Raw genomic sequence first — 13,231 nt, forward strand, 5'->3', positions numbered from 1 at the left:
TTTACGTGACCGATGGGGCCTTTATGGCATCCGCCAGTTGTGTGAACCCTTCGTTGACCTATATGGCCTTTACGGCAAGGGCCGCCAACCATGCCGCCCAAGAACTTAAAAAAGGAAATATATAATGGAAAGAAGATCAGCACTCAAGAATATGGGATTGGCCTTCGGTTATGCCGTGGCCACTCCGACATTGCTATCCCTCTTGCAAAGTTGCAAGGACAAACCGGCCTATGCCGAGTGGACCCCCAGCTTCCTCGACAAGGAACAGGGCTATGCCATGGCACAGACCCTCGATGTGATCCTTCCCAAGACAGATACCCCTTCCGCTACGGAAGTGAACGTGCACACCTTCATCGATGCATACCTCGACGAGGTCATGCCCTTGGAGCAAAGGGAGTTCGTGGTCATGAAAATGAACAAGTTCTACGACAAGGTCCTGGCCGATTCCGGAAAGGAAAGCTTGATGGACATAGAGCCCGCGGACATAGAACCTGCGCTGCAGGCCTATCTGAGGAAACGTTCCGATGAGGAGGAAGAGGCACATTCCGAGGCCATCATGAGCTATATGCAGGCCATTATGCAGGGAGGCGAGGCCAGTCTTGACGACGATATCGCACGCTTCTCCTTTGCCAACGACCTGAGGGACCTGGCCACTTGGGCCTACAAGTCCTCAGAATATGTGGGCGAAGAGGTACTGGCCTATCTGCCCATACCAGGGGAGTACGTCGCCTGTGGCGACCTACAGACCCTCACCGGTGGAAAGGCATGGTCCCTATAGGCCCAAAGCATACATCAACAAAAAAAAGCCTCCTCTACGGGAGGCTTTTTTTGCTCCTATAGTGATAGATCCCAGATCAACGGCAATAAAAAGTATACGGCCATGGCCATTAATATAATGGAAAGGATGTTCATCAGGAACCCTGTACGGACCATGTCCGGAATCCTTAAAAACCCGGAACCGAATACCACGGCATTGGGCGGAGTGGCCACCGGGAGCATAAAGGCACAGGATGCGGCAGTGGTACAGGCCACCATCAAAAGGAAAGGATCCACTTCCAAGCTAAGGGCCAAAGGGGCCAATACGGGCAGCATCATGGCGGTGGTGGCCAGGTTCGAGGTGACCTCCGTCAAAAAATTCACGCAGGCGATGACAAGTACCAGAAGACCAAAAAGGGAAAAGGTATCAAAAAATGCCATTTGCCCTCCCAGATATACGGCCAAACCAGTATCCTGAAAGCCCTTGGCAATGGCCATTCCCCCACCGAACAACAGAATGATGCCCCAAGGGATTTTCACGGCCTCGTTCCATTGGAGCAGGGACCGCTTCCCATTTGCCGGTACCATGAACAGGAGTACGGCCGAACCAATGGCTATTATCGTATCATCGATCTCGGGTATGAATCGCTGTAACAGGAACGATCTTGTGATCCAGCAGACAGCGGTCAGTACAAAGACGAAAAGGACCAAGCTTTCTTCCCGGCACATGGGCCCTAGCTCGGCCAACAACCTATCGATTTCCTGTCTCCCCCCCGGAAATTGTTTTTGCTCCAATGGATAGGCGATTCGCGTCAGGTAAAGCCAGGCCAAGATCAATAAAATGCAGGAGACGGGCAGTCCGAACATCATCCATTGCCAAAAGCTGATATCAATGCCATAGGTCTTTTGGACAAAACCGGCAAAGACCAGGTTGGGCGGTGTCCCGATGAGCGTGGCTATTCCCCCTATGGATGCGGCATACGCAATGGCCAGCATCAACAATTTGCCAAAGACCCTGTTCTCGTCCCCAGGGGTTTCGGGATTGTCCTTCAATTGTTTGACAATGGAAATGGCCATGGGCAATACCATCACGGTAGTGGCCGTATTGGATATCCACATGGACAAAAAGGCGGTGGCGGCCATAAAGCCCAGGACTATGGTATACATATTTGTTCCTATGGCCTTGATGATGTGCAGGGCGATCCTCTTATGGAGTCCCCATCGCTCTATGGCCATGGCCAACATGAAACCGCCCATGTAAAGAAACACGTATTTATGTCCATAACTGGCGGTCACCTCACCTAAGGCAACGGTTCCCATCAATGGGAACAACAACATGGGGAGCAATGCGGTCACCGCAATGGGAAGGACCTCGAACACCCACCAAGTACCGATCCAGACCGTTGCCGCAAGTACATCCCTGCCCTCACTGGAAAGCCCTTCCCCTTGAAACAGGAAATGTACCAACAAAAAAAGAACCGGTCCCAAGATCGCGCCAAGTTTCCTATATGACATATGTTGTAGTTTAGATTTGTGCATATAAAAAGGGATGGAGGCCAAAGGCCATACCATCCCTTACGTATAAATTGCCTGATTTAGTCGATGTTCTCCCTATCCATCCAATACAGGAGATAAGGTATATTATAGGCATGGGTCCATCCAAATACCCTGAGTCCCTGGTTGGTCTGCCAATTGGTAAAGCGACCCTTGCTCATGGGCAGATTGGATATCTCCAATAGGTCCTCGCTATATTCGGAAGCGTTCGGGTAATCCTCGGGTGATTTGGGAAGCTCACCTATTTTCAGCTTTTCGGCACGTGCCAATGCTTCGTCCAGGTACACCTTTTCCCCACTGATCTCATATCCCAATAGCAAGGGATAGATCGTTGCGAGATAGGATTCCATCTCATGGTTCAATGGGGGCACGTCCCTGACCCATCTGGCATGCTTCAAAAGTGCCTTTCTAACTTCTTCGTTCCCTGTGATCTGCTGGTATTTGTACAATCCTTGGGCCACATAGGTCTGGCTGTACCCATATCTATCCAACAAGAGGTTGCCCCCTTGGCGCTCCTGCAACTCCAACATCAGATCCACACGCTCATCAAGTTCTTTCCTGTATTTGTTCAGCTTGGTCGCATCATAAAGCTCCACCAAGTTCAGTACCGAGAGGTACAGTCTCCTGCCCCTTAGATCGTGTTCGCCCCAAATTCTCTTGATATAGGTATCCCCTGTCATCTTGGCCACTTCGAGAGCCCTGTGATCGGCAGCCAGGTAGTAATCGGCGATCCAACCTTGGATCCATACATGGGCACTGAGCAATGCGTACCAGTGTTCATTTGCATGCCTGCGCCCTATTCCCAGATAAGGGGTGGATTCCGGCTCATCTTCATAGTTCCAAAAGTCTATGGCGTCGTTCACTTCACCATAATATGTTCTTTTCTTTGGCCAGTGGATATTGTCCACATCCATGGTATGCCTGCTCATGGCCTGGGCCAGTTTAAAGTACTCGGGGTCTCCGGTCCTCATAAAATTGGTCCACAGCATAAAATCAACGGTCGGCTCATTATTGGTCCACTGTACCCATCTTCCATTGAAGAAATAGCTTTTGCCGTCCCCATAGTTGAAGATACCGTACCAGGGTTCGTGCTTTTGGCTGTAGGCCCACCATTGGTAACGATATTGTAGGGCGTTCTCGAACTCCGGACGCTCGGCAGAGGCAGGTGCCATGTTACCGTACACCTTGGATGCGGTGTACCAATCCGGTGTTGCATGTGCCACAGGGGCATCCACCACGTAGTCCATTTTTTGCCCGACTTGATCGGTCGCTTCATTTTCATGGAAATAATAGATGAACTCGGTGGTCTTGGTAATCCCTTGTGCAAAATTGTCCAGCATACCGCCATCTGGCTCGGTATTGTGGCGTGCAAAGCTCATCGGACCGTTCTCCTTGGGCCAAACACTTCCCAAAAGGATTCCCGTAGAGGGATCTACTTCGATTCCCTTGGGGTATTCCTTCATGAAGTTTTTGATCCCGACCCCGACGCCTCTTTTTCCATCGGTTATGTTCATCCAGCCTTTGGCCCTTTCGGTTTTGGCCAATTCCTTTCCACCTTGGGAGACGGTCGCCTCGAAATCCAAGCTTTCCCCAGTATCACCTGACTTCTCATTATCATCGAAATTATTAAGGTACAGGCTTCTCAGACTGGTACTTTTCCTATAGCCCGGTCCCTTTTGCAGTAATTGCAAGGGCCCTTGGTCACCAACAGCTATTTCCTCCAATTGGGTATCCGCCCCATCGTTTTGCCAACTACCGTTGTACAGGGGCATCGATACGCTCACATCATCGTCCAAATGGTATTTCAACTGTAGACCACTTGCCGCTATTTGATCATTGGGCTGTGTCCATCCCATATCATCTTCCGTTTGTTCGGTAAGGATCTTGGCGTTCTGCGTGGCGATATTGGCGTGCTCTCCCTCTTGAGGGGTATGTTTGTCAGGAATTCCGGTATAGGTCATGGTGTGGAGCACCTTGATGTAGCTCTTGCCCGCATAGGCATGCAACCACATGGTAAAGGGAGAGAGATTGTTGTCAGCTCTACTATAGGTATAGGTCCCTTCTACCCTGAAGATGGTATGCATGGGGCCCGATCCTTTTTCCCTGAAGACTTCGTTGATCACTGCCTTGGAGGCATCCAGACCGGCATCGTCCAAAAGATCCAGGAAGGAACCCCTGTGCTTTTCCGGGGAGGAGGCGATCAGTTCTTCCGGATCGAACTTTCCATCCTTGTTGCTATCCAGGAACACCTCATCCAAAAAGCCGTTGCCCTTTTTGTGGATGGAGAATGAAATCGGTCCCGTATTGACATCGATACCTCCCTGTGGCCTCATGTTGTTGGTGGAAATGATCTTTTCCGTGGGCTGCATGGGAACGACCCCATCCCCATATTCCAGAACATAGTCGGTGGTCTCCTCGGAAAAAAAGAACACCCAGGCCCATTTCACACTATCGTCGGCTGGCCCCCAGTTACTGACCTCCGTGGTCTGACATGGGATTTCCTTGCCATCGGCGGTCAATAGCCGCATATGGTCCACGGAATTCAGTTCCCCTTTGGGAAAGGGGATCCCCAAGGTGATGGGAGCACCCTCTTTGTTGTTCTCGACCGTTATCTCTAGCTGTTTTCCCAATGTCTCCGGATCCGTACAGGATTCAAGGAGAAAACATGCCAACAGTACTGTAATCAATATTCTCATAGGTATAGAAAGGTTATTCATTTTACAGACATAGTGCCGCTGCGCCGAGAATGGGCGAATCCACTAGGTCCGAAGTTTCGATTTTAAAATTTTCCAATTGGTCTTGATAGGCAAAGGAGTCCAACGCCTCCTGTACCGGTTCCTTGAAGAAGGGATAGGCATTGCTTATGGAGCCGCCCAATACAATGGATTCCGGGGCGAACAGGTACAAAATGGCCCTGATCGCTTCGCCCAGGTGCACACCGTACTGCCTAAAGGCCGAGTGGGCAACAGGATCGTTGTCCAGGGCCCTTTTATAGAGCTCCTTGGCCGATGTACCGTATTCATCCTCAAAAAAGAAGCTCCCTGCATATTGCTCGAGAATTCCATTTTTATAGGGCAACATCCCGATCTCCCCGGCACCACAAAGTACCCCGTTATACAGTTTTCCTTCGATCAGGATACCCATTCCAAGTCCCGTACCTAAAGAAAGTGCCACACAATTGGTATACTGCTTGGCCTTTCCAAAATGCCTTTCCCCTAGGGCAAAACAATTTGCATCGTTGTTCAGGTATACGGGGATCCCGAACCGTTGTTGGGTCAGTTCCCTGAGTGCCACCTTCTTCCAAGAAGGGATATTCTGCACATCATGGACCGTGCCCTTGTCCAGATCCACCACAGCCGGAACCCCGATGCCGATGGCTTCCACGGATGGGTCGATGACCGACTCCATAGTGGTGAACAATAGGTCAAGTACGGCTTGCTGGGAAGCTTCCCTATCCACATGGGCCATTGCAGTGTGTTCCACTTGGGATCTCCACACACGACCAACCTTTATTTTGGTCCCTCCGATATCCACCCCTAAAACTGTACGCTTTTCCTGTTCCACTAGTCTTTTTTTAAACTTATGGTCTTGTTGTTCACCAGGGGTTTGGCCCAAAAGCCGATACTGAATATAAAGGCCAAGGGTACCAAGAGAAAGAACATGCCGCCTCTTAGGGACATCAATTCCCCAAGTCCCCCAACGATAAAGGGAATGACCGCCCCACCCGCGATCCCGGTACAAAGAATCCCGGAAAGGGAACCATGGTGTTCCTTAACGGAGTTGAGGGCAAGGGAAAATATGATGGAGTACATCACGGAGATAAAGAAACCTACGGCCGGAAATCCTATCAAGGCCATCCGGGCAGACCCCGTCAAGGCAAGGATCAGGCATATCACTGAAATGGATGTGGCCCATATCAACAGTTTTCGGCTATCCATGATCTTGAGCAACAAAAGTCCCAAAAGGCAGCCTACGGTCAACATGGCCCAAAAATAGGAGACCGTGTCGGCCCCAACGGTCTTAGGATCCAGACCGTGGTACTGGCTCAAAAACTGTGATATCCAGTTTCCGACCCCCTGTTCGGTTCCCACATAGCAAAAAATCCCCAAAAAATATAGGATGGTCCATTTGTTTCGCAACAGATCCCAATAGGAGCTTCTGTCCCCTGCCCGTTCCTCCTCGGTCTTTTCGAACTTCGGGTAACGGGTAAAAAATACATAGACCAGCAACCAAACGGCGATTACCGCGAATACGATATAAAGCGAGGCCCATGGCAGGTCCTCGGGCACCCAGCCCCTGAGGGTCTCCGCAATGGCGTCGTCCGAATTGTCCTGGCTCACCAAGTATTTGTACAGGTATGGGCTAAGGAACGAAGCGGCACCGAACACCAACTGGGCCAATACCGAATTGAACGCAAAATGTTCCTCTCCCCCTGCCACTCTTAACATGGGGTTGATGATCACTTGCAGAACGGCCATACAGCAACCCAGAACAAACAGGGTTATACTGAAAACACCGTACTGAGGCAGCAATGCAAAACCCAGGGAAGCAAGCGCCATGACCAAAAAAGAAACGGACAGCAGTGTCCTTTCACTGTACTTTTCAGATAGAAATCCTGCCGGAATGGACATGATACCGTACGCGATAAAGAACGTGAACGGCAACAGGCCCGTTAAAGTAAGGCTAAGGTCAAAACTATCCTTTACATCCACAATGATGGAATTAAGGATATTGGTAATGAACGATATCACAAAGAATACGATCATGACCAATGCTATCAGGTGGATGTATCTTTTGGTCGTGGGCTTGGTTTGCATAGTTGGTCGGTTATTTACAATTGGATGCTTCCCGGGTGGTCAGTGCTGTTTATTTTTAATTGGCTCCCAACATAGGGAACATGGCTTTGATCTCTTCTTCGGTCGGCTGCTTTCCGTACTCGCATATTTCGAAATACTCAACATGCTTTACTTTGGAAAGGTCGGCCTTGGGATACCATTTTTTAACGGCTTCCAAAGTACTGGCGTCGGCTGTCCTGTTCATCCATTTTTCCTTGAGCCAAACCAATCTTTCCTGTTCTCCTGTAGGAATCGTGGACACATCCACCCCGTTGGTCCATGGCAGCCATTCGAACATTTGCGAATCATGGGCAGCCAGTCCCTTTACTTTGGTATCGATCACATCATCGATGATCACCGCGATATCCTTTTGGAAGGGATAGGGCTTTTGGAAATGGTCGCTCATATAAAGAAAAACCGGGTTCTTTTTCAGTGGTGGTGTATCCGGTGCCACATTGGGCACAATGTTCATATAGGCCGCATCCTGGACGACCGAACCGGCGTTCCTGTGATCGGGATGGTAATCATTGGGCCTTAGTCCCAACACGATATCGGCATCCCAATCCCTGATACGGCGGATTACCTCCAACCTTACGTTAAGTGTTGGGAAAAGTTCACCATCATGGTTGTCCAATACCTCGTACTCGGCTATGCCCAAGGCTTTGGCCGCATCTTTGGCCTCTTGTCGGCGTTTTTTAGCCAACACACCACCTCCCATGGCATAGTGACCGGCATCGCCATTGGTCAATGCCAAAAATTTTACATTATGGCCCATTTTGGCAAAAAGGGCGGCCGTGCCCCCGAACTTGGAATCACAGTCATCGGGATGCGCCCCGATGGCCAAAATGTTCAATACTTTCTTTTGTTGGGCCTGAAGTGTCGTAAATGCAAAGCACAGACAAAGGGCCATTATCAATTTTCTCATGTGTATATAGGTATAAATGTTTGGTTAAAATTTTTCAATTGTGGCCCGGGCCCTCCCTAAGGGGGCAAACTGACCATATTATTTTCAGACTATCTGTCTTTTTGATCGGCACATAGGTATAAGTAGGCAATCCATGGCTCGGGGACCCGATCAATCAAACTAACTTAATGAATGAAAACTTGCTTCTTCTTTTAAATCTCTCGGTTTAGTTCTGTACAAAATTCGGATTGATGTCCATTTCCCTTTGCGGGATAAAGAAATACTCCCTGGTCCCGGTGATAAAGGACTCCGCATCCAAGATCATATCCACGGCACCAAAGCGTTTCAAGTCGGGCCATCTATGGTTCTCGAAGGCCAGTTCCACTCTACGCTCTTGCAGCAATTTATCTGCGAACGAGCCTGGCGTGGATGCATCGATATCGGGCAGTCCGGCCCTGTTCCTTACTTCGTTGATCAGGTCATAGCTTTCAGGGGTCTCTCCCAAAGCTTCGGCCAGCATCAACAGCACATCGGCGTATCGGAACACCACAAAGTTCGTATCGGAGTCGTTCTCAACGGCCAGGTCGGATTGGTATTTTCTAACATGGCGGGCCTCAACGACCTCACCTTCCAAGTTCACATAGGAAGCACCCATGGACACATCATATCTAAGGTCGCCATCCTCATAGGCCTCCTGCATGGAGACCGTTGGACGGTTCCGACCGAAGCCCGAACCGGTCTGAAGATCGGTACTCGGTGAAAAATCATTGGTAAACAGGCTTCCCTGACCGATTCCACCACTGATATACTGTACCTCAAAAATGGATTCCGCATTGTTCTCGTTGGCAACGCCCCATAGATCGGCATAATCGGGAAGTAGTTCATAACCGTAATCGGCAATGATCCTTCGCAATACGGTCTCGGCCTGTCCATCGTTGCCCAAGGTCAATAATACCTTGGCCAATAAGGTGGCAGCGGCACCTTTGGTAGCTTTGCCCACTTCGCTTCCCGAATAGGAAACCGGCAAATTGGCCTCTGCCTCCGTTAGGTCGGTCACCAATTGTTGCAATACGGTGGTCTCGTCCACCTGTACCAGTTCGTCACCGCTCACATAGGGCGTTAGCTGTAGGGGAATGTTCCCAAAACCGATGGCCATATGATAATAGACCAAGGAACGGATGAACAGTGCCTCCCCGGTGATCTGGTTCTGTAATGTGGCATCCATCTCAATGGAAGGAATACGGTCCAAGATCACATTGCAGTTGGCAATTACCCTATAGGACTCGCTCCAAGCAGAAGTGATCTGCTCATTGAGGGCATCCTCGGTAAAGGAATTGATCTCGGTATACTGGCGGGCCAATCCCGTTGCATCGGGTCCTTGATCCGTATTGTCGCTTCGCATCTCGAACATGGTCCAATAGCCTCGACCATAGACACCGGTACTCTGAAGTCCGGCATAACTGGCGTTGATGGCCACTTCGAAATCTTCCGGGGTATTGTAAAAATCAGCTTCGTTCCTGTTGGAAATCGGAGCCAGATCGGTAAAGTCTTCACTACACCCGACAGCTAGGGCCGTGCATAGCATTATATATATAATTCGTTTCATTTTTTCCGGTTTTTTAGGTTAGAACTTTAGGTTTAATCCCATGGTAAAGGATTTGGTCAAGGGAAATGCCCCATAATCCTCCCCGGGTGTCAAACTATTCGTCGTAATACTGCTCACCTCCGGGTTATAACCGAGATAATCGGTAATGGTAAAGAGGTTGGTGGCCGTAACATAGAACCTAAGTCTCTGTATTTTGCTTCCAAAAAACTTGTCAGTGGGCAGGGTGTAGCCCAAGGTCACATTTCTCAAACGCACGTATGAACCGTCCTCCACCTGAAAGGATGAGGGCCTGTTGTTGTTCCCGTGGTTACCGGATTCCCTGTCCGCTCTTGGAATAGATCCATTTCCTGGATCGGAAGGAGATCTCCATCGATCATTGAACACGGCATAGGAATTGAAGTTCGCTTCACCGTTCTTCATGTGTCTGGAGGTAAGGTTGAGGATCTCGTTCCCTTCCACACCTTGGATCAAGAAGCTGAAATCGATATTCTTGAAGGTCAACCTGTTGTTGATACCCCAGGTGAAATCTGGAAAATAGCTACCGGTAACGGTCCTATCGTCCGGGGTGATCTCCCCGTCCCCATCAATATCCTTGAACCTGAAGTCCCCTGGTGCCGGATCTGGCGCTTGGGTATCAAAAGGTGCATTATCGATCTCGTCCTGGGACTGATAGATCCCATCGACCACGTAACCATAATAGCTACCGATCGGATCCCCCACACGGGTCACGTGCCTTACACCGGCACTACCCGAAGAGTAGATGGGCTCGTTGCCCTCGTTCAGGGAAAGCACCTCATTTTTATTGGTCGCGAAATTGATATCGGTGTTCCAGGTAAAATCCCCCACAAAGTTCTTGGTGCTCAGGGCAATCTCAAAACCTGAGTTTTTCACTTCCCCAAGGTTTCTTAAAGTGGTCTCGAATCCGGATACAGATGAAATGGCCACGTTGAGCAATAGGTCCCTTGTTTTGGTATCATAGTAATCGGCCAAAAGAAAGACCCTATTATTGAACAGGCCCAGTTCGATACCGGCGTCGATCTGCTCTGATTTTTCCCAGGTCAGGTTTGGATTGGGTATGGTACTTTGTACCAGACCGTTGATCTCGTTGCCCCCCAAGTTGTAGTTTTGTGGCGAAAGCAGTCCTACGGCCCCATAGTTCGGGATCTCGAAGTTACCGGTCTGTCCCCAGCTCAATCTAAGTTTCAACTCTGAAATGGTTTCCGAATCAGACAAAAAGGATTCCTCGTTCAAACGCCATCCCACGGAAAACGAAGGGAAGTAACCGGTTTGGTTGTTCTTACCAAATCTTGAGGATTTGTCCGAACGGAAGGTTCCCGTGAAAAGGTACTTGTCCTTATAGCTATAGTTGACCCTAAATAACGAGGACAACAGGGACCATTGTTCCTTTACGGAAGTACCACCGAACACCTGACCACCGCTCACGGTAGGAACAAGGTCGTCCGGGTAGTTATTGGCCAATACCTGCTTAAGGGTAAGGTTGTCCTTTTGGGCCGTGTAGCCCAATACCGCATCGATATAATGATCGCCAAATTCCTTGGTATAGTTCAGGGTGTTCTCCCATAGCCAATTGGTCTCCGTGGAAGAAGAAGCCTGTCCATAGGGATTTCCATCCGCCGAGTTTCTGTACAATAAGGTGTTGGCCCTATAAAAATCCTGGTTGAACAAATTGATATAAACACCCCCAAAGGTCTTGAAGCTCAGTTCGGGAAGTATATCATAGGTCAACCCAAGGGTTCCCCTGGTCTGGAACTGAAATATCTGATCGTCCACTGCCTCGATGATGGCCAAAGGGTTACTTGCCGTGGTGGTACCACTGCCCAAGTAGGATTGGTTGTTCAACTGGTTAATGGTCCCGTCAGGATTGTACGGGCTCACCGTTGGCGAGTGTACGATTCCGGAGTATACGATTCCGGGAGGTGTCGCAAAGTAAGGTGATGAAGCCGGGACCCTTTGGTTCTCGGTAACCGTAGGGGCCAATCTCAAATCCAAATTGAGCTTTTCGGACAATTGGGAGTTTAGATTGAGCAATACGGAGTATCTTTCAAATTTTGCCTTTTCTATGATACCTGTCTGGGAAAAGTAGCCCGTTGAGGCATAAAAACTGGTATTGTTCCTTATCGGTGATGCATAGGAGAAGTTATAGCTCTGTACTATGCCCGTTTTGAAGAGAAGGTCTTGCCAATCGGTATCGGTACCGTCCCAGTTCACAAAGGATTCTGGCATTTCATAGTTGCCATTGCCCCTTTCGCCCGGTCCGATGGGATCGTCAATGGAAGCCCCGTCCACCGATTGCAGGTAGTTGTTGTTCCTGGCATCCCTGGTAAAGTCGATCAATTCCTCGGCGTTCATCAGGTCCAGTTTATTGGCCACGGACTGCATGCTCACATAGGAATCAAAGGAAAAGACCCCTTCATCCCCATTAGACCCCTTTTTGGTCGTGATCAACAGCACACCGTTTCCTCCACGGGACCCATAAATGGCCGCGGCACTGGCATCTTTCAAAACCTGTATGGATTCGATGTCATTGGGGTTCAGCGTGGCCAACGGGTTGATGGTCGGCGGCTGAAAGGTGGCACGTCTATTGGCCACTCCTCCCAATTGGCTTGAGGAGGTAAGGTTACGTGAGATCGGGATCCCGTCCACAACGAACAGGGGATCGTTTCCCGCGGAAATAGACCCTGAGCCCCTCACCCTAATATTGGGTGCAGCACCGGGCTCACCGGATACTTCCTGTACCTGTACCCCGGAAACCTGTCCGATAAGGGCAGCTTCGGGAGTAAGGGCCGGAACCTCGGTAATGGTCTCGGTCGATACGGAGACTACGGAACCGGTCACTTTCTTTTTGGCCAAGGTACCATATCCCACGACCACCACCTCGTCCAATGCTGCAGCATCCTGCTCCATATTGACGGTAACGGTGGTAAGACCGGACACGTTCACCTCTTTGGGCTTATATCCGATATACGACACTTGGATAACGGTTACCCCGGAAGGCATTGTAATCTCGAAGTTCCCGTCAAAATCGGTCGTTGCCCCTACGCTAGTCCCTCTGGCGATGACCGTTGCACCGGCCAAAGGAATGCCCGCTTCGTCCAATACGACCCCGGTCAGAGTGCTCTGTGGGTTTTCCGTATCGATCTTCTTTTGTGGCATCAAGCTCGGAAGGGTCTTGTTTCTTTTTTTGATCACAATCTGTCTTGCGATGATCTCGAAGGTAAGATCCGTGTCCTTGAAGACTTCCTTGAAAAAATCTTCCACGCAGAGGTTTTCACCGTTCACGGATACCCTGCGGTCTATATTGACCTCAGAGGCCTCATAAAAGAATTTATAGCCGGTGGTCTCGGTGATGGTCTCGAAGACATCTCCCAATCTGGTATTGTTAAAACTGTTGGCGACCTTGTCGTACTGGGCACAGGAGGCCGCACTTACCTGACCGAACATGAACAGCAGGAAAAAGCCGTACATCATCTTCTTGCCAAGTTTGGGCACCAATGCACCTATGGTTTTGGTTTTGGTTTTTTTCATAATTGAATTAGTGTAGTTAGTTAGTACTTG

8 protein-coding genes are annotated in these 13,231 nt (G+C 49.7%); 1 reads left to right on the forward strand and 7 read right to left on the reverse strand.

The window, feature by feature from the left end; translation table 11 throughout:
* Nucleotides 1–124: 124 nt before the first annotated feature.
* Nucleotides 125–778, forward strand: coding sequence for a gluconate 2-dehydrogenase subunit 3 family protein (locus PY091_RS17525; protein ID WP_275649902.1), 654 nt, complete (start codon nucleotides 125–127; stop codon nucleotides 776–778).
* 56 nt (nucleotides 779–834) lie between these two features.
* Here the strand turns inward: PY091_RS17525 and PY091_RS17530 are convergent, their stop codons facing one another.
* The 7 genes from PY091_RS17530 to PY091_RS17560 all read right to left on the reverse strand — a co-directional run bounded on the left by PY091_RS17530 (nucleotide 835) and on the right by PY091_RS17560 (nucleotide 13,201).
* Nucleotides 835–2,271: an SLC13 family permease gene (locus PY091_RS17530; protein WP_275650789.1), complete on the reverse strand. Its 1,437-nt coding sequence runs from the start codon at nucleotides 2,269–2,271 to the stop codon at nucleotides 835–837.
* Between the two features lie 80 nt (nucleotides 2,272–2,351).
* Entirely contained in the window at nucleotides 2,352–5,006 is a 2,655-nt protein-coding gene (locus tag PY091_RS17535; protein ID WP_275650790.1) for an exo-rhamnogalacturonan lyase family protein, read from the reverse strand.
* 22 nt (nucleotides 5,007–5,028) lie between these two features.
* Nucleotides 5,029–5,874 (reverse strand): ROK family protein, encoded by an 846-nt coding sequence (locus PY091_RS17540; protein ID WP_275650791.1) that lies wholly within the window; start codon nucleotides 5,872–5,874, stop codon nucleotides 5,029–5,031.
* Nucleotides 5,874–7,127: an MFS transporter gene (locus PY091_RS17545; RefSeq protein ID WP_275650792.1), complete on the reverse strand. Its 1,254-nt coding sequence runs from the start codon at nucleotides 7,125–7,127 to the stop codon at nucleotides 5,874–5,876. Before PY091_RS17545 ends, PY091_RS17540 begins: the two co-directional genes overlap by 1 nt.
* A gap of 55 nt (nucleotides 7,128–7,182) precedes the next feature.
* On the reverse strand, nucleotides 7,183–8,070 hold the full coding sequence (locus PY091_RS17550) for a PIG-L deacetylase family protein (RefSeq protein WP_275650793.1): 888 nt from the start codon (nucleotides 8,068–8,070) through the stop codon (nucleotides 7,183–7,185).
* 205 nt (nucleotides 8,071–8,275) lie between these two features.
* Nucleotides 8,276–9,655, reverse strand: coding sequence for a RagB/SusD family nutrient uptake outer membrane protein (locus tag PY091_RS17555; RefSeq protein ID WP_275650794.1), 1,380 nt, complete (start codon nucleotides 9,653–9,655; stop codon nucleotides 8,276–8,278).
* An 18-nt stretch (nucleotides 9,656–9,673) separates the two neighbouring features.
* Nucleotides 9,674–13,201, reverse strand: coding sequence for a TonB-dependent receptor (locus PY091_RS17560; RefSeq protein WP_275650795.1), 3,528 nt, complete (start codon nucleotides 13,199–13,201; stop codon nucleotides 9,674–9,676).
* Between the last annotated feature and the right edge of the window lie 30 nt (nucleotides 13,202–13,231).

Source organism: Flagellimonas okinawensis, from assembly GCF_029194005.1.
Lineage (GTDB): Bacteria > Bacteroidota > Bacteroidia > Flavobacteriales > Flavobacteriaceae > Flagellimonas > Flagellimonas okinawensis.